At 45.2% G+C, this 22,464-nt stretch carries 23 protein-coding genes; all 23 read right to left on the reverse strand.

Annotated elements, in window-relative coordinates; translation table 11 throughout:
* Nucleotides 1-34: 34 nt before the first annotated feature.
* Complete coding sequence (gene glmU / locus RXV91_RS14560) at nt 35-1,417, reverse strand: bifunctional UDP-N-acetylglucosamine diphosphorylase/glucosamine-1-phosphate N-acetyltransferase GlmU (RefSeq protein ID WP_316440445.1); 1,383 nt, start codon at nt 1,415-1,417, stop codon at nt 35-37.
* A gap of 69 nt (nt 1,418-1,486) precedes the next feature.
* Nucleotides 1,487-2,323, reverse strand: a complete 837-nt coding sequence (purR, locus tag RXV91_RS14565; protein ID WP_021731884.1) for a pur operon repressor — start codon at nt 2,321-2,323, stop codon at nt 1,487-1,489.
* A gap of 477 nt (nt 2,324-2,800) precedes the next feature.
* Nucleotides 2,801-3,598, reverse strand: coding sequence for a metal ABC transporter permease (locus RXV91_RS14570; RefSeq protein ID WP_033609531.1), 798 nt, complete (start codon nt 3,596-3,598; stop codon nt 2,801-2,803).
* The gene (locus RXV91_RS14575; RefSeq protein ID WP_316440446.1) at nt 3,591-4,289 is read right to left on the reverse strand and encodes an ATP-binding cassette domain-containing protein; all 699 of its coding nucleotides are present in this window, start codon (nt 4,287-4,289) and stop codon (nt 3,591-3,593) included. Before RXV91_RS14575 ends, RXV91_RS14570 begins: the two co-directional genes overlap by 8 nt.
* A 292-nt stretch (nt 4,290-4,581) precedes the next feature.
* Complete coding sequence (locus tag RXV91_RS14580) at nt 4,582-5,526, reverse strand: alpha/beta hydrolase (RefSeq protein WP_316440447.1); 945 nt, start codon at nt 5,524-5,526, stop codon at nt 4,582-4,584.
* Between the two features lie 299 nt (nt 5,527-5,825).
* Nucleotides 5,826-6,692 carry a 4-(cytidine 5'-diphospho)-2-C-methyl-D-erythritol kinase gene (gene ispE, locus RXV91_RS14585; protein WP_316440448.1) on the reverse strand — a complete coding sequence of 289 codons (867 nt, stop codon included), beginning with the start codon at nt 6,690-6,692 and terminating at the stop codon, nt 5,826-5,828.
* Nucleotides 6,693-6,824: 132 nt separating this feature from the next.
* A complete protein-coding gene (locus RXV91_RS14590) occupies nt 6,825-7,076 on the reverse strand; it encodes a Veg family protein (protein ID WP_003642020.1) in 252 nt (83 codons plus the stop codon).
* Nucleotides 7,077-7,180: 104 nt separating this feature from the next.
* Nucleotides 7,181-8,071 (reverse strand): 16S rRNA (adenine(1518)-N(6)/adenine(1519)-N(6))-dimethyltransferase RsmA, encoded by an 891-nt coding sequence (gene rsmA, locus RXV91_RS14595; RefSeq protein ID WP_316440449.1) that lies wholly within the window; start codon nt 8,069-8,071, stop codon nt 7,181-7,183.
* A complete protein-coding gene (gene rnmV, locus RXV91_RS14600) occupies nt 8,068-8,631 on the reverse strand; it encodes a ribonuclease M5 (RefSeq protein ID WP_316440450.1) in 564 nt (187 codons plus the stop codon). Before rnmV ends, rsmA begins: the two co-directional genes overlap by 4 nt.
* Nucleotides 8,618-9,394 carry a TatD family hydrolase gene (locus tag RXV91_RS14605; RefSeq protein WP_316440451.1) on the reverse strand — a complete coding sequence of 259 codons (777 nt, stop codon included), beginning with the start codon at nt 9,392-9,394 and terminating at the stop codon, nt 8,618-8,620. Before RXV91_RS14605 ends, rnmV begins: the two co-directional genes overlap by 14 nt.
* 123 nt (nt 9,395-9,517) lie before the next feature.
* On the reverse strand, nt 9,518-10,702 hold the full coding sequence (locus tag RXV91_RS14610) for a multidrug effflux MFS transporter (protein WP_316440452.1): 1,185 nt from the start codon (nt 10,700-10,702) through the stop codon (nt 9,518-9,520).
* Nucleotides 10,703-10,934: 232 nt separating this feature from the next.
* Nucleotides 10,935-12,986 carry a methionine--tRNA ligase gene (metG, locus tag RXV91_RS14615; protein WP_316440453.1) on the reverse strand — a complete coding sequence of 684 codons (2,052 nt, stop codon included), beginning with the start codon at nt 12,984-12,986 and terminating at the stop codon, nt 10,935-10,937.
* A gap of 342 nt (nt 12,987-13,328) precedes the next feature.
* A complete protein-coding gene (locus RXV91_RS14620; RefSeq protein ID WP_316440454.1) occupies nt 13,329-14,171 on the reverse strand; it encodes a DUF72 domain-containing protein in 843 nt (280 codons plus the stop codon).
* Nucleotides 14,171-14,875: an NAD-dependent protein deacylase gene (locus tag RXV91_RS14625; RefSeq protein WP_003646490.1), complete on the reverse strand. Its 705-nt coding sequence runs from the start codon at nt 14,873-14,875 to the stop codon at nt 14,171-14,173. Before RXV91_RS14625 ends, RXV91_RS14620 begins: the two co-directional genes overlap by 1 nt.
* A gap of 21 nt (nt 14,876-14,896) precedes the next feature.
* Nucleotides 14,897-15,856, reverse strand: a complete 960-nt coding sequence (locus tag RXV91_RS14630; RefSeq protein WP_316440455.1) for an IpaB/EvcA family protein — start codon at nt 15,854-15,856, stop codon at nt 14,897-14,899.
* Nucleotides 15,849-17,123, reverse strand: a complete 1,275-nt coding sequence (locus RXV91_RS14635) for a hydroxymethylglutaryl-CoA reductase, degradative (protein ID WP_063845917.1) — start codon at nt 17,121-17,123, stop codon at nt 15,849-15,851. Before RXV91_RS14635 ends, RXV91_RS14630 begins: the two co-directional genes overlap by 8 nt.
* A 45-nt stretch (nt 17,124-17,168) precedes the next feature.
* Nucleotides 17,169-18,086 (reverse strand): Ppx/GppA family phosphatase, encoded by a 918-nt coding sequence (locus RXV91_RS14640; RefSeq protein WP_011101010.1) that lies wholly within the window; start codon nt 18,084-18,086, stop codon nt 17,169-17,171.
* A gap of 411 nt (nt 18,087-18,497) precedes the next feature.
* Entirely contained in the window at nt 18,498-19,511 is a 1,014-nt protein-coding gene (locus RXV91_RS14645; RefSeq protein ID WP_316440456.1) for a tRNA-dihydrouridine synthase family protein, read from the reverse strand.
* 230 nt (nt 19,512-19,741) lie between these two features.
* Nucleotides 19,742-20,107, reverse strand: coding sequence for a type II toxin-antitoxin system PemK/MazF family toxin (locus tag RXV91_RS14650; RefSeq protein ID WP_316440457.1), 366 nt, complete (start codon nt 20,105-20,107; stop codon nt 19,742-19,744).
* Complete coding sequence (gene mazE, locus RXV91_RS14655) at nt 20,094-20,312, reverse strand: type II toxin-antitoxin system PemI/MazE family antitoxin (RefSeq protein WP_033611254.1); 219 nt, start codon at nt 20,310-20,312, stop codon at nt 20,094-20,096. Before mazE ends, RXV91_RS14650 begins: the two co-directional genes overlap by 14 nt.
* A gap of 134 nt (nt 20,313-20,446) precedes the next feature.
* Nucleotides 20,447-20,869 (reverse strand): DUF3284 domain-containing protein, encoded by a 423-nt coding sequence (locus tag RXV91_RS14660; RefSeq protein WP_316440458.1) that lies wholly within the window; start codon nt 20,867-20,869, stop codon nt 20,447-20,449.
* Nucleotides 20,859-21,047, reverse strand: coding sequence for a hypothetical protein (locus RXV91_RS14665; protein WP_003641999.1), 189 nt, complete (start codon nt 21,045-21,047; stop codon nt 20,859-20,861). Before RXV91_RS14665 ends, RXV91_RS14660 begins: the two co-directional genes overlap by 11 nt.
* Nucleotides 21,048-21,053: 6 nt before the next feature.
* Entirely contained in the window at nt 21,054-22,415 is a 1,362-nt protein-coding gene (locus RXV91_RS14670; RefSeq protein WP_003641998.1) for a PTS sugar transporter subunit IIC, read from the reverse strand.
* Nucleotides 22,416-22,464: the final 49 nt, after the last annotated feature.

Raw genomic sequence — 22,464 nt, forward strand, 5'->3', positions numbered from 1 at the left:
GATAGTCTCTGAATTCAACGATTAATTGTACTGCTTACATATTTTCTGGTTCATGGGGTAAGCGACCCCAAAAATCTGGCTTATTGGTCTGCCGAGCCCGAGCAATTGCCATGTCATGGAAGTTAACATCGTCAGTAATCGTAGAACCAGCCGCAATAAACGAATGATCGGCCACTTCAACAGGTGCAACAATGTTCGAGTTGCTTCCAATAAAGGCCGAATCGCCAACGTTCGTATGGTGTTTGTTGACCCCGTCATAATTGACGAAGACGACCCCGCAGCCAACATTAATATCTTGCCCTAACGTTGCGTCACCCACATAAGTTAAGTGGCCAACCTTGGTCCGATTACCAATCTTGGCTTTCTTTACTTCCACGAAGTTTCCTAGATGCACGTGTTCACCAATTTCCGCTTGTGGCCGTAAATGGCTATACGGGCCAATATTGCTGTCAGCATGCATAATAGAATCCTCCAAGAAGGACGCCGTCACGCGAACCCGATCTTCAATCACCATATCGTGGATTTCAGAATGAGCACCAATAAAGCAGTCTTCACCAATTGTGGTCTGGCCTTTAATAAGCACCCCTGGTTCAACAATCGTATCCGCACCAATCTTAACACCCGCATCAATGTAAGTATCTTCAGGGTTAATGATTGAAACCCCATTCTCCATATGTTGAGCGTTAATGCGCTGTTGCATGACCTTAGTTGCTTGAGCAAGTGCTGCACGGGTATTTACCCCCATTGATTCATCAAAATCATCCATTTGATATGCAGCCACCACGTCACCCTGATTTTTCATAATCTGAATAACATCAGTCAGATAGTATTCACCCTGTGCATTGTCATTAGTGACTTCATGTAAGGCAGCAAATAATTTCTGGTTATCAAAACAATAAACGCCAGTGTTGATTTCGTGAATTTCTTGTTCTTCTTTAGTGGCATCCTTTTGTTCAACAATCTTTTCAACAATACCTAAATGATTGCGAACGACCCGGCCATAGCCTTGAGGATTAGGTGCTTTGGACGTTAAAATCGTTCCAGCCGCACCCTTAGCCTGGTGATATTCAAATAACTCTTCAAAAGTTTCAGCTTTAAACAGTGGCGTATCACCACTAACGATCAGCGTCATTCCGTCCGCATCTTTTAAGAGTGGTTCAGCTTGCAGAACCGCATGACCAGTACCAAGTTGCTCTGTTTGAACAGCATACTTAGTCCGATCCCCCAGCGCAGCTTCCACATCTTTAGCACCATGACCAACAATGGTCACGATATTCGCCATATGTGTAGCTTCCACCTGTGTCAAAACGTGGTCGACCATTGACTTGCCACAAACCTGATGTAATACTTTGACTAGCTTGGATTTCATCCGGGTCCCTTTACCAGCGGCCATGATGATTGCATTTTTGGTTGTCATTACAAATTACTCCTTAGTCCTCAGATAAGTCCATCATATCAAAAAATTGGTCTGGTTAACATACTCCACCTAAGCTTCCGCCCCGAAAACCTTCTCCAAGTAGTTACCAGCAACGACTTTAATCGCCTTATCACTATCACTGATGTTGGTTACTCGTAGCAACGAGGTATAGTCGTCAATTAAACGATTGCCAACAAAACTGGCTTCTGCAAAGACGGTGATGCCAATTAAATTAGCATCAAATTCTTCAATCAACGTTTTCATTCCGTTAATCGTCCCGCCGCCCTTCATAAAATCATCCACGATAAGGACATTAGCACCTTCCGTTAAGCTACGTTTAGAGAGTTCCATCTTTTTGATTCGTTCCGATGACCCCGAGACGTAGTTCACACTAACCGTTGAACCTTCCGTAATTTTGGAATCATTCCGGACAATAACAAACGGCACGTTTAAATAAGTCGCAACACTTTGAGCAATGGGAATTCCCTTAGTGGCAACAGTCATGACAGCGTCAATTTTTTGATTTAAGTACTGAGTCGCAATCACCCGACCAACTTGTCGTAAAATATCAGGTTGTCCTAGAATATCAGATAAATAAACGTAGCCACCAGGCAAGACCCGACTCTTATCAGCCACCTTAGTCGTCATCTCATCAATAAATTCTTGAGCTTCTTCCTTTAAGATATAAGGAATGAACCGGGCCCCACCAGCTGCACCGGGAATGGTTTCCAAGATTCCTGTTCCCCGGGCTTGAAAAACTTTCTTCAAAATCGTTAAGTCTTCACTAATTGACGACTTTGCGGATGCGTACCGTTCCGCAAAGTATGTCAATGAAACTAATGTATGAGGACGTTCTAACAAATAGCGCGTCATATCTATTAAACGTTCGCTTCTACGTACTTTCATAACTTCCACCTCAACCTAAATCATCATTTTTAAAGTCTATGCAAAATGATAACACAAACGTTCGGAAATAAGCCAACTTTTTCACATCTTTTTACGAAACTATCGGAATTTCTTAATGAAGTTGCCAATATTTCGAGTAGGTTGCAGAATTAATGAGGAATTCAAGAACAATAAACTAGTACGACCAACCAAACCGTATCCATGACTTCCAATTGCCGAAAACATCCGGCTGCTATCAAATCTAAGTCATTGACCACGCGGTGATTCAACACTTTTGACACCAATGCTATTGATGCCACAAGATTGAGACAAAACTAAAAGTGTTCAGCCTCTTAGGAAAAAACTTCTTCTCAAGAAACCGAACACAATTTTTCTGTCAATATTGTCGAAACGTGCACCAAAAGGTTGCTTGTTCCGCTCTCTTTTCAAAAACACTGAGCTAAATATCCGATGACACACTAAATTAGTGCAATCAGTCTAACTACCAACATGTAGCCGTTGATAACCTAAAGCTACAAAATAAAAAATACACTCAATTGCCGCGATGAAAAAGCTGACTGGTAGATTAGTCACATAACTCAAGTACAGCCCCAGCCAAACGCCAATCAACGCAAAACCAATCGCAAGAAAAATCATCTTGCTAACCGTGTGTACAAAATACCGAGCTGCGGCCGCTGGTAATGTAAGTAAAATAAAAATCAATAACGATCCCACGATTTGAGCAGCCACACTAACACTCATCGCAACTAACACTAAGAATACAACGGAAATCCCCGTCGTCCACAGACCACTGACTCGGGCACCAATCGCATCAAACGAATCAAACTTTAATGGTCGATACAACATGAGCATCACTAGTAATACGATTGCTGATAAGACCGCCACTCGAATCACATCCGCACTAGCAATTCCAATTACACTCCCAAACAGAATACTCGTTGCGTAACTGGAAGTCTGATTCGAAAGCGATAGGAACAAAATCCCTAATCCAATAAACAACGCGGAAATCGCTGAGATTGAAGCTTCGCGTCGAGATTGTTTGACACTCATCTGTCCAACAATCACCGAACTAATAACGGTAAAGATCAACATACCACTTAATGCCGTCCACCCCATAAAAATCCCAAAAGCTGCACCGGCAAAGCCGATTTCAGATAACGTATGCGTCAAGAATGATAAATTACGGGCAATGACAAAGACACCAATGGTCCCACAAATAATCGCAATGAAGGTTCCCGCCAAGTAAGCATTCTGCATAAATACTAAACTAAACATTGACATTAGTGACCTCCTTTAACTGCTTGACCGACATCTCGTCAATATTACCAAATTGTTGTTGTCCGGGCTTTAAGGCCAGATAATGCTTAGCATATTGCTTAGCTAATGGTAAATCGTGGGTCACAAAGAAGACGGTAATGTTACTAGTTTGGTTCAAGTTCTGAACAAGATCCAATAACTCATACTTCATCTCATTGTCCAGACTAGCCGTCGATTCATCGAGGATCAATAACTGGGGTGCTTGAACAATGGCTTGTGCCAGGTAAGCCCGCTGCTTTTCACCACCAGAAGCCATACCGAGTGGACGTTGACGTATTTTTTTTAAATTCGTTACGGCTAGTGCCGTGGCCACTTGACGATGTTCAGCCTTAGACAACCAAGGCTGCCACCCCTTCAAATTAAGCCCAACAAAATCTTCAATCGTTAAAGGATACTCCTGGTCTAAGTTGCGAAATTGTGGTACGTAGCCAATTTTAATGGCTTTCTTATTTGGATAATACTTAATTTGTCCGGCCGTTGGCTTCAGCATCCCAAGCAAAGCTCGAATCAAAGTGGTTTTCCCCACCCCATTTTCACCAATCACGGTCAGAAAGTCACCCTGCTCAATCGTAAAATTCAAATCTTTAAACACCTGATTGTTTGGAAAACCAATTCCAAGGTGTTGGACGGCGATTAACGGTTCCGTCATAGCACTACCCCAACTTTCTAAATTAAAGTAAATCGTAATGATTACTATTTTAGTTTACCTGAATGCGCTGATTTGTCAATAGCCGCTTTAAAAAGCCCACGCCACCAATTAGTCCGCACAATGTTAATTAGCCTCGTTCACCGTTGCCCACTTTGTATGATGATCAGGTTGTCATCGCATTACACCAATGTTTCAACCCACCACTACATTAAATATCCAAGAAAAAAAGACCAGTTTTGCCATCAAGACGACAAAATCTAGTCCATTAATTTTGATAGGCCTCACCGAGGCATTAATCCAAACCAACCTGTTCGTGAAAAAATTCGTCCAGCACTTCTTGATAACGGTCTGGATGTGTCCGAATTGCTTCTACGTGACGAGCATCAGGATCGATATACAGGCCCTTTTGTTGCGGCAGTTGGTCATACAAGGTGTGGGCGTTACGTACGGGAACCGTCTGATCCTTGGAACCATGAATCATCAAGATTGGCAAGCCACCAGCAATCACCCGTTGCAGAATCCGGCCATCCTTAAAGCCATAACCAGCTCGAACATGTGCTAACCGGTTAGCCACTGGCATAATTGGATAAGCCGGCAGATGAAATTTATGGGTCAGCCGAAACTTAGCTTCATCATACAGATCCGCGTAACCACTGTCTTCCACAATTGCTTTGACATTATCTGGTAACGGCTCACCACTAGTCGCCATGACCGTAGCAGCCCCCATCGAGATACCCATCAACACAATATCAATGTCTAGCCCGAGTTGATCGAGTGCCATCGTAATCCAACGCTCATAATCTAACCGATCTAACCAACCATAGCCAATCGTATGACCTTGGCTGTCACCAAATGCCCGGGCATCTGGCATTAAGACATCATATCCCAAACTCATGAAGATGCGCGCGTACGGAATCATCTGTTCACGCGAATGCCCCAATCCATGGGCTAAAATCGCTAATCGGCCCACCGTCTTCGGATTAGGAATATATGTCGCTACCAAGTTTAGCCCATCAAAGGACTGAATCATCCACTGTTGCTTAGGCTGTTTTAAATACCAAAAATTTTCAATTTCAGTGTTTTCTGCTCGCGAACGTTCCTGACCACGATGCTTTTGTGCATCACTCACGTGCATGGCAATTTGATACGCTGCTAATCCGCCAAGTAGCGTTCCCGCATAGGTTGCAGCGCCAACGACGCCCGCTAATTTCAATCCCAATTTTGTCGACTGCTTCATCCGAACACACCTCCGTTACCCCTATTTAAGCATAAACGAGCACAAAATGCTTATAAAAAGAGAACGGCGCGGTCCCGCTTGCTTACTTTACGCGCACTGCTATTACGTTGGCATCCCTTATTGCCAGGATTTCCACCAACGAAAACCCACTCGTTAACACGACATTAACAAATATGTTGACCTCGTCGACCACCAACTGAACTACTCCACCCGTTTAACAGCGCCATTACTGTAACCCCATCCACTCAAACTCACTCAGATTATTAAAAAAGTCCACCACCACGGCGGACCACTACAGTCTAATGCTCATTCAAATTAACCGGCCGCACAAGGTACACTTCCCGACAAAACCCCTTCAGAGAATTATATACCCGCTGCGCCCGTGACTGTTTTCGACACACCCCAAAAACAGTCGGACCAGTACCACTCATCTGCGCAGCATCCGCCCCAAACGTTAGCAGTTGTCGCTTGATTTGTAGAATTTCGGGATAGCGTTTAGCTGTAATCGGCTCTAAAACATTCCCCATATTCGCAAAGATTTCCGTAAAATTCTGTTGCTGAATGCCCGCCAATAACGCGTCAATCTGGGGATGCTGGTCGATACGCTCGTAATTGACCTGCCGCAAAATATTTGGCGTTGACACACTGACTTTCGGTTTCGCTAGAATAATCCACATCGGCGGCAACTTAGGTAGCGGGGTGACTACATCGCCTTTTCCCGTCACGTGGGCCGTCTGACTGTAGACACAGTATGGCACATCTGAATCTACTTGCAATCCCAAACGTGCTAACGTGGCTAAGTCCAAGTGGAGATTCCACATCCGGTTCAAGCCCCGTAAAACAGCGGCGGCATCAGATGAGCCGCCTCCTAGACCAGCCGCTACCGGAATGGCCTTTCTTATTTTGATACGGACACCCCGATCAACATGACAATACCGTTTTAAAACGCTCACCGCTTGAAAAGCTAAGTTACGGCGATCATTCGGCAAAAAGCCACTATCGGTGACCACTTCGATTCGGTTCGTATGCAATGATTCTAACATGACATAGTCGGCCAGATCGACCGACGTCATCACCATGTCCCACTCTTTATCCCCATTTGGATGTTCAAATAAGGTATCCAGTCCTAAATTGATTTTGGCCGGTGCTTTTTCAACGATCTGCACGCGTCTCACCCTCTTCCATGACCGCGATTACCCGGGGTCGCTGACTTACTTTGATACAATTATACTAATATCAAGGCAAAATAAAAAGACCTTGCTTAGGGGTCTTAATATTGAGAATTCACGAGACGCGAATTAAGCTTCAGTTGTTTCATCATCAAAAGCGATTTGAACGTTCTTTGTCAGAACATCAGTATAACTGTAGGAGACCCGTTCAAATGCGTTTTCTTGTTGATCTAAATCCACAACGAACACCGAACGATAAGTTTCTTTCAAGATACCGTGGCGTTCAGTTGTTTTCTTACGGCCAGCCTGGGCAACGACCTTCATGCGTTGGCCGATCCGTGAGTCAAGTTTATCTTTAATTGCAGCTAGTGAAATTGGCATTGAGAATCCTCCTCATGAAAGACACTATACTAGCTTTTCACAAAAAAGTCAATATTATATCACAAGGTTTTCTAATGTGCAACCATTTTATAAGCATAGATAACTTAAAGTAAGTCAGCCTGATGTAACGCATCCGTCAATGTAATAAATTCATCGACCGTCAACCGTTCGGCACGAATCTTGGGATCAATTATCGCGATATCAAGAGCCTGTTGAATGGCCGTCTTCGTCTCAGGTTGTTTACCAAATAGGCTTTGCAAATTATTCCACAGATTTTTCCGACGGTGCGCAAAGCCCGCTTTAACGACCTTGAAAAAAGCTGCTTCGTCAAATGGCATGTGTGTCCGCGGTGGCAATGCCGTCAATTTCACGATTGCAGAATCGACATTCGGTGCCGGCACGAAAACCGTCCGGGGAACGACCATCGCCATCTCAGCAGCCATCCGGTACTGCACAGCAATCGTTAACGCACCGTACGCCTTCGTACCCGGTTCAGCTGCTAAACGGTCGGCAACTTCCTTTTGCATCATCACAACAATATTTTCAAAAGCAACGTCCCCCGCCAAGATATTCATCAGAATGGGCGTTGTAATATAATACGGTAAATTGGCTACGAGCTTCAACGGCCGCTCGTTATCTAAATGTTCACTGATCATCGCGGCTAAGTCGGCCTTCAAAATATCTTGGTTAACGACCGTTACATTGTCATAATCAGCTAGCGTCTCATCCAAAATTGGCAGTAACCGATCATCGATTTCAAAAGCCAGGACGTGGTGCGCAGCCCGTGCCAAATACTCAGTCAGTGCCCCGATCCCAGGGCCAATTTCAATCACGTTATCATTGGTTCCAATGTCAGCAGTGGCAACAATGTTGTGTAACACGTTCTGATCAGTTAAAAAATTCTGTCCTAAACTCTTCTTAACTTGTAACCCGTACGTATGCATAATTGCCCGTGTGCGGGCGGGATTCGCAATATCTAAATCTCTACTCATCATTTCTCCTCTGTGGTTAGTTGGTCAACAGCCGCCCAAAAATCAGCTGGCTGAATTTGAAATAGTTGTAACCGTTTGGGTAACTGTTTGCCGTTGACGTATCCGATACCTAAACGTTCACCCAATTGTTCGCGTCGTTGACGTGCCGTGGGACCAGCTAATAAACCCGCCGCAATCAAATCATGGTGACTAATCAACTGTTGAGGCTCATCGATTTGCTCCGTATATAGATGGGCAAGTGCGGCTTGGATCGCCGCTGGGCTCGCGTGTTCAACGCCCAGGCTCCCCCCAGCCTTAGTTGGTACACCAGCTTTGCGGGGCAAAAAGGCGTGCTTAACACCCGGAACAGCCGCCGAAATCGTCTTCCGAATACGTTCACCGGAAAAGTCTGGGTCGGTGAACACGATCACGCCGCGACTGGCCTGCAACGTTTTGATCTGGGTTAAGGTGGCTTTGGAAATCGCCGAGCCATTCGTTTCAAGTGTATCTGCATCAACAGCTAGGGCGAGCCGTTTAGTATCATCTTTTCCTTCAACCACAATTACTTCTTTAATCTTTTTCAATCTTAAAAAATTCCTCTGCATTTTGATAAGTTTGCGCCGCAATATCTTCTGGCGTCGTTTCACGTAACTTGGCAATCGCTTCAACAACGTACCGCGTGTAACCTGGTTCGTTCTGCTTGCCACGGTATGGTTCCGGCGTTAGATAAGGAGCATCAGTTTCAACCAGCATTTGCGTTAGTGGCGTTTGCTTGACGGATTCATGGACTTCACGCGCATTCTTAAATGATGCGACACCACTATAGGAAATATGCATACCTAAGCCCAAGAACCGTTTGAGCCACTCAGGGTCGCCATTAAAACTATGCATGACGCCACCCGTATCACGAATATCAGCCGCTTTCAAAATCTTATAAGTATCTTCGAAAGCATCACGATTATGCACGGAAATCGGCACTTGCATATCCTTAGCAATGGCGACTTGGCGGGCAAAGACTCGCCGTTGAACGTCTTGTGGTGACGTATCCCAATGGTAGTCCAGTCCAATCTCACCTAACGCCACGACCTTCGGATGTTGGAGTTGTTCAATCAACAACTTTTCAGCCGCCTGATTGTAATTTTTAGCATCTTCCGGGTGCCAACCAACAATCGCGACTAACTGAGAATACGTTTCCGCCAGTTTAATCGCATCGGCGTTCAGTTGTGTATTCGAACCGACAATCGCCATCCGCGTAACATCCAGATCAGCTGCTTGTTGTAAATAACGTGGCACTTCCTGGATGAATTCTTCACTATTTAAATGGGTATGAGAATCAAAAATCCGCATGTAATAACCCCTTTTCGACTTTTGTTATCTTAGTTGATTTTACCATGTGACGCAAGTTTTCGGAAAAGAAGACGGTAATTATAAAACAAAAAAGCCCGGGTTCTCCCAGGCTTTTAAGCAAAATTAATGACGTACACGCCGCCAATACAGCCCCGCGTACACCACCGTCATCATGACGACCACGCCTAACATGTATACGGGCAATGTTACGATACTACCGTGGTGGAGCCAACTCATTAAGTAAGTTAGCACGCTCACTAGCAGATAATAACCCAGGCTAAACCAGCCACTGGCACTACCCATCACCGTTTCATAGCCAATCAAGGCGCGGTTCAACGCGTTTGGTAAGGTGATATTTAGACCTAAGAAGGCCAGAAAAATTCCAACCAACATCCCAATGACATGATTGCCAACAGCGGCCATCACCAAACCAGTCGTTGCCACTAAGCTTAATCCCAATCCACTTAAAGCGACCTGCATTGGTGACCAATAGTTGACAAGCCAATTCACTAACAACGCGCCCAGCAGACTGGCCGCGGCTAAGACTAAACCGAGACTACCGTATTGCACGGCAATAAAGCCAAAGTGCGTTTCAAATATAAACGGCGCTTCAGCGTAATAACTAAACAAAATACCATTAATACCACTAATCAATAGGCCGTAACACCAGACCACGGGATCGTGCAACAACCGTGAAACGACAACGCTTTGTTGCCGCCATGAGGCCACTTTGACCGTTTCCGGCCGGGTCTCTGGTAAGCGATACCCCGCGTACAGCAGAATGGCGACCGCCATCATAATCAAGACGGAAAAGACATGTCGATAACCGAAGACGGTCTGGACGCTACCCCCGATGAGTGGGCCGAGGGCGGGCGATAACGCCATGGCTGCACTCACCTTAGCAAAGATTTTTGCACCAGTAACCCCCGTAAAACTCTCACGCATGATAGTCTGTGTCACAACCGAACCAGCACTCGCACCAAAAGCTTGAATCAAGCGGCAAACCAATAACCAAGTAAAGTTTGGACTCAGATACAGCCCGAAGTTACCGAGTAGATAAAAGATTAATCCACCTAACATCGCACCGCGGCGCCCGCGATAGTCAGCATATTGCCCCCAGAAGAGCACCCCGACTGCAAAAGCCACAAAATAACTGCTCATGGTTAGCTGGCTGTGGCTGGCGCTAACGTGCATTGCCTGACTGAGTGCTGGCAAGATCGGCGTGAAGATTGACTCACTGATTTGTGGGAAGCCCACTAATGTGATTAACAGTAATAATGATGGCACTTGTTTTTGGACGTTTTTCATTTAATTAAGACTCCTAAATTTAATTAATTTGCGGAAAAACGTCCTTTTCCATCTACGGAGACGCATACGAGAATTTGTTCATACTTCATATGTCCTCACCTCATTTCTTGTTCGTACTACTGTACGCAAGATTAACCCATTTGTCAAAAACAACTAAAATAACAGTTGAATTACAAATAAAAAATCGAGCTCACTAGTCAGTGCGCCCGATTTTTTATTCAACATTTAGTTTTTACGAAATCAATGATCCGTTGACCATATTATCTGGTACCGTAATTAATTGCACCTGACCATCGTGTTCTGCTGACAGTAACATTCCTTGGCTCATTTCACCACGAAGCTTCCGTGGCTTTAAGTTACCAACGATGATAACTTTCTTGCCAATCAGTTCTTCTGGTTCTGGATACCACTTGGCAATACCGGAAAGGATTTGGCGATGATCTGCATCACCTGCATCTAAACGGAATTGTAAGAGCTTGTCAGCCCCTTTCAATTTCTGCACCGTAATGACTTCAGCAACTTTCAATTCGACCTTGTCAAAATCATCAATGGTAATCGCTGGTTTAGTGAGGTTCAAATTAGTCTCAGCTGGGTTCCAGCCTTGTTCGACTTCAGCTTCATGTTTCGCGTTTTCCATGGCTTTACGCCCCTTCTGTTTGTCGGATTTCGTCATCTTACCCTTCAAGAATTCAACTTCGGCATCCATATCGACCCGTGGGAAGATTGGGGTTCCCTTAGCAACGACTTGTGCACCAGCCGGCAAATCAGCCAGTTGTAAGTCGGCAATTGCTAAAGTTGCTGGGTCCAACCCTAATTGGGTAAAGATTTCCTTAGGCGCATGCGTCATGACTGGACTGATCAAACTAGCAATCACCCGCAAACTAGCTGCTAAATGGGCCATCACACTGGCTAACTTATCAGCATCATTCGCATCGTCACTCTTAGCTAATTGCCAAGGTGCCGTTTCATCAATATACTTGTTCGTCCGACTGACCAACTTCCACACTTCAGCCAGCGCATCTGATAAATGCAGACTATCCATGCAAGCGTTGAAGTTCTTAATGGTCGTGGCAGCCGTGGCTTCTAAATCTGCGTCAAATTCAGTCACACCGGCTTTGAACGCCGGCACTTTACCGTCTTCATACTTGTTAATCATGGCAATCGTCCGGTTCAACAAGTTCCCCAAGTCATTAGCCAAGTCATAGTTAACCCGCGCCACGAAGTCTTCTGGCGTGAATAAACCATCGTTACCATAAGGCATGGCTTTAACTAAATAATAACGGAGCGCATCCAAACCGTAACGTTCAACCAATGTTTCAGGATAAATCACGTTACCCTTAGACTTGGACATCTTGCCGTCCTTCATCAATAACCAACCATGACCAAAGACCTTCTTAGGCAATGGTAACCCGAGTGCATGCAAAATAATTGGCCAGTAAATCGTATGGAAGCGCACGATTTCTTTACCAACCATTTGAACATCGGCAGGCCAGAACTTGTTAAACAAATCTTCTGAGTCGCCAGTTGCGTAACCTAAGGCCGTAATATAGTTCGTTAAGGCATCGATCCACACGTAAACGACGTGCTTAGGATCACTCTTGACGGGGACGCCCCAAGTAAAGCTCGTCCGTGAAACAGCCAAGTCTTCCAAACCTGGTTTGATGAAGTTATTGATCATTTCGGTCATCCGGTTAGCTGGTTCAATAAAGTCAGGATGACTTTGATAATAATCTAACAACCAGTCCGCGTACTTACTCATCTTAAAGAAGTAGGACTGTTCTTTAACAAGTTCGACTTCATGACCACTAGGCGCCTTACCACCAATAACCTTGCCGTTATCATCACGGAAAACTTCAGCTAGCTGCGTCTCAGTGAAGTATTCTTCGTCATCAACGGAGTACCAGCCTTCGTACTCACCTAAGTAGATGTCACCATTTTTAAGTAACCGATCAAAAATTTCTTGGACCGCACGTTCATGATAATCATCAGTAGTCCGAATAAACTTGTCATTAGAGATTTCTAGCAATTGCCATAAATCCTTGATTTGCTTTGCCATTCCATCAACGTATGACTTCGGATCTGTATTTAACTTTTCTGCTTTTTCTTCAATTTTGAGGCCGTGTTCATCCGTTCCGGTCAAGAAATAAACATCGTAACCCATGGCACGCTTGTAACGTGCTAAAGTATCGCACGCAATTGTCGTGTATGAATTACCGATATGTAATTTCCCCGAAGGATAGTAGATCGGCGTCGTAATATAATAAGTTGGTTTTGTTTCTGCCATGACGTAAATTCCCTTCAAACTAGTTTATGATTAACTCGTTAAGCATGTCTTTGATTAAAATCCATGAACAAATCACACGCGTCCAAACAACACGTCTTGGTCTAAAATAACATGTTGCTGGGCCAATGTGTAGAATCTCTTATATTGTATCATATTTCCTGTGTTTATTAAGAAACACTAACAAAAGAGTTGCACGTATGGCTGTAATCTCGATTGACTAAAGCTTCAAGCTTTACGCAACCATCAGCATTCAACAAAATAGCGATAGCATTCACGCTACCGCTATTTTCTCAATTATCATATTTCTGCTGGTACTTTCCCAAAAGTACGTTAGCTAACACACTAAAACAAGTCCAGTTGATGCGGTCCTAAATCACCAAACGAAACGCCTAGCAACTCTTTGAGTGCCATCGCGTTATCGGCCGCGTCACCACCGGAATTGTTATTGAAGATGACGCAGACCTCGTCCGCTTGCTGTTGCAACTGCTCAACCGTCTGCTTGAATGTCATCAACTCTTGGTCATTATACCGATATAAGGTTCGTTGACTGCGCCAGTTAGCGCCCTTGGCTGACCAGCCTTGTTGGTTACGCCCGTGTAAGCGTAAGAGTGCCAATTTCGAATTCGTTACGACCGGCTCGAAACTAACGCCATCATTTAAAGCGTGCGGCTCATCGACAATCACATGGGTAATCCCCAGATCCTTCAGAAAGCTAAAGACCGCATCTTTGACACTCTCCTCGTACCAACTCTGGTTACGAAATTCGACTGCGATTGGAACACCGGGTAACCACTCGACCATCCGTTGTAGGTAATGGAAGTTGCGGTTCGACCGTTCAAAAAACGGCGGAAATTGGAAGAGCACCGCTTTTAATTGCTGGTGCTGTGTTAATGGTTTGAGCATCGCACGATATTCCCGATAAGCTGTCTTTAGCGCATCCATCGAGACCCCTTCGTCATAAGTATCATGTAGCGTCATCACCTGATTTGCTTTCAGAATAAACTGAAACTTGTCGGGGACGGCCTTTTGCCACTTCGCGACCGTCGTCACTTTCGGAATACCATAGAATGGCGTGTCCACTTCAACGACTGGTAGGACTCCCGAATATTCAGTTAAGGACAGCTTTTCAGTACCACCCAGTAAACTAGGGTGTTCCGTCCAAGTTGTTAAGCCAATTGTTATCATCAGACCTGCACCCCCTCGAAGAAATCAACCGCATCTTGTTGCACCATCGTAAATGCAAATGGCAACTGGAGCGGTTCCGCATTGATTGCAAGCACTTGAGCCTTCGGATTACGATAGTCAATTAGGCCGGCGAACGGATACACCCGAAACGAGGTCCCACAAATAACGACTAGGTCAGCCTGCTGTAAATATTGAACTGCCCGTTCGATATTGGCACTCGCAATCCCCTCGTCATACAACACCACGTTAGGCCGTAAGTAGCCATGGTCTGTCTGATGGTAAGGGGACTTCAAATACTCATGCCAATCGACATGCTGACCACACTTGGTGCAGTAGACCTGATAGAGATTACCGTGAAATTCAACGAGCTGAGCTGTTTTAGCCACCCCATATAAATTATCAATATTTTGTGTAATCACACTGGCCCGCCCTTGCTGAGTCAGTGCCGCCATTTTTTGATGAATCACATTCGGTTGGGCGTCTGGATAATATAAATTGGATTGTAAATATTGATAAAATTCCAGCGGATGCTCCGCCAAAAACGCGTGGCTTAAATAATATTCCGCGTTATGGTGTTCGGTATACAGTCCATTTTTAGACCGGTAATCGGGAATTCCCGAGGGCGTCGAAACGCCGGCCCCCGTCATAAAAACGATATGCTGAGCTTGTTGTAAAGTTGTTTGTGCTGCTGTAATGTCACTCATTCTGACATCTCCCTGCTTAGCTTACCGTAACGTATAGGGTAGATTCATTTCTTGGAATAATTCTTTGACCGTCTTATCGTACACCTCTTTGAAAAAGGCATCGCTCTTCTTTTGCGCCGGTGCTGGTAAGACAAACGCATTCTGACGGTCACTCTTATATAACCCAATGTACGCTCGGGTATGTTTATTTTTATCTAATAGATCTGAATGGTAAACGTCAAATAACTGCCGGACTTCCAGCCGCTCTTGCCGTTCACTGAGCACACTCTGAACGGTCACAAATTCCGTTCCGTGTAGGACTGGTAAATGCCAAGCCGTCATCTGATCATCAAAAGCCTTGAACAGCTTTACTACGGCACGCCGCATAGCAAACGGGGTGTCAACTGACTTCTGACTGATGACGGCGTATAGCTTCTGTGCAGCCGGCCAAGCTTGCGGATAGGCCGTTGTCACCTTTTGCAAATCATCAGCTGGTAATTCACCATTAAAGAAAACGAGTAAGTCAGTCAATGTTAATAATCGTAACGTCATCATCGCATCCGCCTTGCCCGCAGGTTCCGGTTCGATTGTGGCCGCCACACCTTGCATGTATAGCGTTTCAATCTGCTCATCGATTAAGTCATGTTCCCGTTGTTTGCGTACGACCAAGACGTGGCTCACCATGTCATAAAGTTCCATAGCGATTGCCATCAATTGTTCGTCCAGTTGTTGATCGCGCGTGGTTAAATTAAAGGTAATCTGTGGAAAGCCTTGTAATAACAATAATAGATGTAATAATTCATGTGACGCTGTGTAATTAGGAGCCGTAATATCGCTAACCCGAACGGTCAGATCACCATCATCTAACACTTGTTGTGCTTGATCATGGCGGACGTAACCCGCTTTTGTGTCACCAAAACGAACACTAATATTGCCCGGATATAACGAATTGGCGGTACTTAATAAATCTGTAACAGTTTGGTTCAATTTAATTTCAGTCATCGGTCTCTTCCTTTGTTTGTCGCAATTCCGCAATGAGTTGTTGCGTGGTTGCGAGGTCTTGTTGAGATGCTAATTCAAGTCGTTGTAAGATAACAGGGAGTTCCTCAGGAGTCGCCCCCGCTGCCATCGCGAGCGATTTCAACTGTAGGTGCATATGGCCCTGCTGGATACCAGTCGTGACCAAGGCACGTAAAGCGGCTAGATTTTGGGCTAACCCGATGGCAACCATAATTCTTTCCAAATCACCCGCCGTTTGAATACCTAATATTCGTTGATTCAACTGGGCTAACTCGTTAATTTTGATTGAACCGCCCACAATGCCAACCGGTAGTGGCAATTCCAGTTCACCGTGCAGCATCCGACCATCACTGGTCCAAGTACTCATGCCACGATATTGACCGTCCTTGACAGCATAGGCGTGTGCTCCACTCTCCAAGGCACGCCAATCATTGCCACTCGCAATGGCGACAGCATCAATACCGTTCATGATACCTTTATTATGAGTCGTGGCCCGGTACGGATCAAGCTGAGCGACCGTGCTGGCCGACGCAATCTTCTGGGCAACTAGTTTGCCGGCATACCGTCCAGCCTGTAATAACCCGACCGGAATGTCACAAACGGCCTTGACTAAGCTCGCCGTTGCATAATTCGACAGAATACTCATTAAAGCGTCCTGCTTCGTCATCACACCGATGGACTTTGCCACGGCTTCCAACATACTATTGAGCATATTGGCCCCCATAGCAGCCTGCACATCAACGAATAGGTCAATTGATAAATAGCCTTGTCCGAGAATACGCGTACGTAGGCGCCGAGCGCCACCACCTCGTTTTTTTAAACTGGGATGGGCCGCATCAGCTACTTTTAATAATGCTGCAGCGTGTGCTTCAATCACGGCAGCGGTTGCAGCCGGATCAGATAACTGCTCCAAAACGATTTGACCAATCATTTCACGTTGATTCAGGACGGTCGTGAAGCCCCCTGCGCGCTTGACGATTTTGGCGCCATTACTTGCTGCCGCAATGACAGAAGGTTCCTCAGTGACCATTGGAACAATGTGATCCACGCCATCGACGACTAAGTTGACAGCCAGCCCCATCGGTAATGGATAATCCGTCAAATAATTCTCAATAATTTCATGATGTTGTGGTAAATAATATTGTTTAAATAACGCCTGTTCAGCTGGCGTTAAATGGGCCTGTTGCGCTACGATGGCAGTGCGTTCCGCCCAATTTTTTTGATAAAAGTGCCGAAAATCAGCTGTCATATTCTCATTCCTATTCTCTCCATTCGACTTAGCTACCGAACCGATCTATTGATTGAGGTGTTCTGAAATAATTCCCTCACGAACACCACTTTCAGAAAAGATCACCCGATCACTATCCAACATTTGTAATAACGTCACTAGCGGTAACATTCCACCAACAATAATGTCCGCACGATCATATTCCATTCCTGAAATTTCCTGGCGACCTTTTTTCGACCGTGACAGTAAGTCCAAAAACGTGTGGAACACCGTCTCTGTCTTCAGACGATACCCGTGAATATCTTCAACTTTTAACTTTTGTTGCCGGCGCCGATTAATGCGGGCTAAGGTTCGGTTGGCACCACCCAATAGAATGATTGGAAAGTGCACTGCTTCTGATAACCACCAGATATCTGCCAGTCGGTTACGTAGGAACATCTGCGCCCGAAATAGACTCGCAGACGGCACTAAGTCGTCGAGACCGAATTGTTCCGATAATGTCACCGCGCCGAATGGAATGCTGATCAATTGCTGTTTGCGGCCATTTTTGACCAAGATCAGTTCACAACTTGCGCCACCCGTGTCTAAGATTAGGCAATCATGGATAACCAATGAATTGGCAACCCCAAGATAATCGTAATAGGCCTCATCGTCACCAGATAAGACTCGTAAATCGAGCCCCACTTCTTGCTTGACTTGATTGAGAAATTCAGTCTGATTTTGTGCCATCCGAACTGCGGCTGTGGTGATGCCAATAACATCCGTATTGGGCATTTTTTCATAAAGTCGGCGAAAATTGAGTAACGCCTTGATTGTTCGCTCAATTGCGGCTGGCTGGAGTACGTGTGCCGTTCCCATTCCTTCCGACAAACGCGTATCTTCCTTAACGCGCTTGATCTCTTGAGCAGTGCCGTTAGCATGCAACCGACTGACCGCCATCCGCGCCGAATTGGACCCTAAATCCACAATCGCTAAGTTTCTCATAACACCACGCTCACTTTTCGTTTTTAAAATATTTAGTTAGGTATATTTTAACATTTATGGTGTAACACTGTGACTTCTAGGGTTAGATTGCCCACTAAAAATATCAGGGCGCACACAAAAGAGCGGCGCTAGCACTTTGACTAGGACCGCTTCTTTTGAATTCATTAGACGTTGGTAGTAGCGATTGATTGTAACATAACAACGTTACAATCCTTGTAAACGATGTTACAATCATCCAAATTGGCTTAGCGACAGGCGAAAGATCAAGGCCTCCAGTGATTTGAATACAACTGCCATAACCCTTTAGACACAAAAACATCCTGATATTAGCGCTCATTACCGCTGTCGGGATGTTTCTATCTAATAATATGGAAGTTTATTAACGTATTATCAACTTGTCTGCCGCTGGCCCTAGCTGTGATTGGTCACCCGCATTTTGGCTTGATAAGCCGCTAAAATTTTGCGTACATCATCCGTTGACTTGGCATCCATCATCGTGTTACGCAGGTCAGTGACGCCTAGTTCTGGGCGCGCATAGATTTTAAAGAACCGTTTTAAGGACGGAAAACGTGGCACGTCATAACGGGTGGCAAAGTCATCGAACAAGTCGAGCTGCATGTTCAGTAAACCTAATAGTTCATGCAAATCATGCGATTGGGGCTGGGACTCAAACGCAAACGGATTCGCGAACACTCCCCGACCAATCATGATACCATCTAATCCAGGATGTGCTTTGGCTAACGCCACCCCGGCCTGATAATCAGCCACGTCACCATTAATCTGGAGTAACGTTTCCGGGGCGATCGCATCACGCATTTTAATCAAGTCATCGATAACTTCAAAGTGGGCGGGCACCTTACTCATTTCCTGTTTGGTCCGCAAGTGAACGGTCAAGACTGCCACGTGTTGCGATAACAATGTCGCAATCCAGTCATGATATTCAGCAACTTTACTGTAACCTAAGCGCGTCTTCGCACTAACGGCCAGTCCCGACGTCTTCGCAGCCGCAATCACGTCTTCAGCCCACTGCGGATTACGAATCAAATCGCTGCCACCATGATTTTTGATGACCGTCCCATCCGGACACCCCATATTGATATCAACTGCTTCAAAGCCCCGATCACGAAGTTCAGCTGTAGCCGAAGCAAAGTCAGCCGCTTCGTTGCCCCACAGTTGAACGACCGGTTTTTGCGATTCAGCTGCCGCCACGTACAACCGGCCATGAACCGGAAACTTCGTATTCGGGTTCGTAATACTCTTAGCATAGACGAATTCACTAAAAAACGTATCTGGAGCAGCGGCATGGCTAATGACTTGCCGAAAAACAGTATTACTAACGGCTTCCATCGGGGCCATCGTAAAAAATGGTCGCCCGTCTGCCTTGGCTTGGGCCGCAATTTGCGACCAGAATGGTGTTGCTGTCACGTTCTCATACTCCCTTATCACTAGTTTAACTTTTGAATTGAATGCTTTTAATTTTAGCATTGATATGCCTGCTTTGCAGGAATGACGTTTGCTGGCCGCTCGTCCACTACCAAGCAGAGCTTAACCAACAGATAAACGTGAACTTTGCCATGATTGGTTGGCGTAGTGAGCACCGCGCATAGTCACAATATTAGTTAACACTATGACCAGGCGCTATTTTAATAAACATTCTATACTTCATCAGCATTAACAACATCGTTAATGGCTTGTAGTGTCTGATCTAATATTTGCTTATCGACAAAGCCAACCTGGCGCATATCCCGACGAACGTAATCAAACGTGTGAAATTGGAGTGGATTGATATAGCCGTCTACTTTCGGTGTTTTGATTTTGATCAACAATCCCAAAGCAGCCATCCGGTTATTGACAGCATGGGTAATGGGACAAACTAGCGCTAACTTTGTTAATCGCGCATACTTTTGATTACTAACAACTAATGCTGGGCGATACTTTTGGATTTCGCGCCCAGCACTCGGATTAAAATTGATTAAAACGATGTCACCTTTACGTGGAATATACTGATTAGTCCCATTCACTATCGACGTCCTCCATGTCTAGTGTTATGTCAGACTGCTCTAGTTGGTCATTAAACCAATCACCCTCGAACGGATTACGATGTTTCAATTTGAATAAAATCGAACCATCATCTAGTTGCTCTGCTTCAAATTCTGTGCCATTCGCGACATTGAACTTTTTAGGAATTGTCAATGTTGTGGAATTACCAACCAATCGTGCTTTCATTACGCATCCCTCCCGTGTATCTTAAGTATACACGAAGTGACGTTTGCTGCAACTGATTAGCTTCCATATCCTGACCGGACATCAAAAAGGATTTCGAATTAACGAAATCCTTTTTTTCAAGTTCAGTAACTCACCTATTGATTATAACTAGCAACCATCTGATTCATCATCTTCTTAAAACGGCGTTTACGGAACCATCCCAGGAATAGCACGCCAAGCTTATTATTGGCATTCGTCTTCTTATCCTTGCCTAAAAAGGTTTCGGCATATTCTAAGACAGTTTGGTGACCATCGGCATCCGGTGCGAATTGATAATCGACGCCGTAATGATCGCGGGGCGTTTCTAATTCATACGCATATCGAACACCGGGTTGCGCGTGGGTAATCTTCAAATTACCGGTCAGACCGTTGGACCACTGTTTGGCATACTCATAACCTTGTAAGCTCTGCCGTGGCGCCGGCCGACCCGTTTGCTGCTGAATATCAGCCCGCGCGGAATCGATCAACTGTTGGTATAAATAATCCACAGGGGCATTCAAAGTTAATTTAATCTGCATTCTGGTGGCTCCTTTCTATCTGACCCACTCGCCGATAAACGACGAAAAGTGCTGCGCTGACCGCTAAACCTAATCCGAGCGTCACCCATTGACCGGTCGTTCCGGCCAGGGGACTTAAGATAACGGCTAATAATCCAAGGTTCATCCCGATGAGTAAACACTGCTTTAAGCTTTTCATGACAATCTATTCTCCAATCGCTGCTGGTTTAATCTTGTTAGCAGCCTTAACGAATGGCACGTAAATCGCAAAGGCAACGGCGGCATTAAATAATTGTAAGACCACTGACCGCCAGTCCATTGTGGCAACTAAGGCGTTCATAATCGGTGGCATTGACCAAACGATATTGTTCGTAATCGGTGCAACCCACCCAGCTGATAAAGCAGCGTAGGCGATCGAAACAGTCACAACTGGTGCTAAAACGAACGGAATAAAGTAGATTGGGTCAAGCACAATTGGCATCCCGAACATCACGGGTTCGTTAATATTAAAGAACCCGGGGCCAATCGCCAACTTAGCCACTGAACGTTGGTCGTCTCGTTTACTAAATACTAAAATCGCTACTAATAATAGTAAGGTCGAGCCGGCCCCACCAATCCATGCATATAAGTCAAAACAGTTCCGCGTCCAAACGTATGGCAAGGCTTTGCCAGCTTGGTAAGCGTTAACATTAGCAAGCTGAGCCGTCAACCAGATTCCGTCCAAGATTGGTGCCAGCACATTGGAACCATGAATCCCGAAGAACCAGAAAACTTGAACTAACAGCGTCATTAAGAGGACGGCGCCGTACCCTTGACTCATATTCAATAGTGGTTCTTGAATAATCTTCGCGATCCATTCAATCACCGTGGTGTTGAATTTACTGAAGATCCAGTTAATAATCCCAACGACATAAAATGCAGCGGCGGCTGGGATAACCCCAGTGAAGGCGTTTGCAACTGCCGGTGGCACAGAATCTGGCATCTTGATTGTAATGTGTTTCTTCATCAAAGCAATGTAAACGGCACTCGCAATGGCCCCTAAAATCATGACCGTAAAGAAACCATACGAACCAAAGTACGTGTTGAAGTTGAAGTAACCCCAAGCCGTCACTTTTTTGCCAGCAACCGCCATGCCAGAGTCCGTCAAAATCTTAGTAGCGCCCTTGCTCAACGTACTCGTCAACGTGCCGGTAAAGTTTTGTGGCAAACTCATGATGAAAGTTCCAAGTGTCACGATCCCACCAGTAACTGGTTCAACTTTGTACTGGATTGCCAATTGATACCCGAATGTAAATGAGAAAATCAGACCTAAGATGGCTAACGTCCCCGTCCAAACCATCGCGTTGATTCCAATCAACCACTGCATCGAATTAACAATGCCCATCCAACCGAACTTCGTTGGAATATCTCGAACTAAAGCGTTCAGAACCGTGGCGATCGACCCGGCCATCATTGCCGGCATAATTGCTATAAACGCGTCACGTAATGCGATCAACCACCGAACTGCACCAATCTTGGCCGCAACTGGCACTAAGTGTTTGTTAAGCCATTCGATAAATGAATTCATAATATACCCCTCACTCCTAATGTAGGTTTTCGCTAGTTAGTGACCCAAC

The organism is Lactiplantibacillus sp. DA1 (assembly GCF_032681335.1).
Taxonomy (GTDB): Bacteria; Bacillota; Bacilli; order Lactobacillales; family Lactobacillaceae; genus Lactiplantibacillus.

Bases quoted from the DNA above. Each gene is read 5' to 3' on its own strand.
- glmU (WP_316440445.1), bottom strand. From the start codon at position 1,417: ATGACAACCAAAAATGCAATCATCATGGCCGCTGGTAAAGGGACCCGG.
- purR (WP_021731884.1), bottom strand. From the start codon at position 2,323: ATGAAAGTACGTAGAAGCGAACGTTTAATAGATATGACGCGCTATTTG.
- RXV91_RS14570 (WP_033609531.1), bottom strand. From the start codon at position 3,598: ATGTTTAGTTTAGTATTTATGCAGAATGCTTACTTGGCGGGAACCTTC.
- RXV91_RS14575 (WP_316440446.1), bottom strand. From the start codon at position 4,289: ATGACGGAACCGTTAATCGCCGTCCAACACCTTGGAATTGGTTTTCCA.
- RXV91_RS14580 (WP_316440447.1), bottom strand. From the start codon at position 5,526: ATGAAGCAGTCGACAAAATTGGGATTGAAATTAGCGGGCGTCGTTGGC.
- RXV91_RS14590 (WP_003642020.1), bottom strand. From the start codon at position 7,076: ATGCCAATTTCACTAGCTGCAATTAAAGATAAACTTGACTCACGGATC.
- rsmA (WP_316440449.1), bottom strand. From the start codon at position 8,071: ATGATGAGTAGAGATTTAGATATTGCGAATCCCGCCCGCACACGGGCA.
- RXV91_RS14605 (WP_316440451.1), bottom strand. From the start codon at position 9,394: ATGCGGATTTTTGATTCTCATACCCATTTAAATAGTGAAGAATTCATC.
- RXV91_RS14610 (WP_316440452.1), bottom strand. From the start codon at position 10,702: ATGAAAAACGTCCAAAAACAAGTGCCATCATTATTACTGTTAATCACA.
- metG (WP_316440453.1), bottom strand. From the start codon at position 12,986: ATGGCAGAAACAAAACCAACTTATTATATTACGACGCCGATCTACTAT.
- RXV91_RS14620 (WP_316440454.1), bottom strand. From the start codon at position 14,171: ATGATAACAATTGGCTTAACAACTTGGACGGAACACCCTAGTTTACTG.
- RXV91_RS14625 (WP_003646490.1), bottom strand. From the start codon at position 14,875: ATGAGTGACATTACAGCAGCACAAACAACTTTACAACAAGCTCAGCAT.
- RXV91_RS14630 (WP_316440455.1), bottom strand. From the start codon at position 15,856: ATGACTGAAATTAAATTGAACCAAACTGTTACAGATTTATTAAGTACC.
- RXV91_RS14635 (WP_063845917.1), bottom strand. From the start codon at position 17,123: ATGACAGCTGATTTTCGGCACTTTTATCAAAAAAATTGGGCGGAACGC.
- RXV91_RS14640 (WP_011101010.1), bottom strand. From the start codon at position 18,086: ATGAGAAACTTAGCGATTGTGGATTTAGGGTCCAATTCGGCGCGGATG.
- mazE (WP_033611254.1), bottom strand. From the start codon at position 20,312: ATGAAAGCACGATTGGTTGGTAATTCCACAACATTGACAATTCCTAAA.
- RXV91_RS14660 (WP_316440458.1), bottom strand. From the start codon at position 20,869: ATGCAGATTAAATTAACTTTGAATGCCCCTGTGGATTATTTATACCAA.
- RXV91_RS14665 (WP_003641999.1), bottom strand. From the start codon at position 21,047: ATGAAAAGCTTAAAGCAGTGTTTACTCATCGGGATGAACCTTGGATTA.
- RXV91_RS14670 (WP_003641998.1), bottom strand. From the start codon at position 22,415: ATGAATTCATTTATCGAATGGCTTAACAAACACTTAGTGCCAGTTGCG.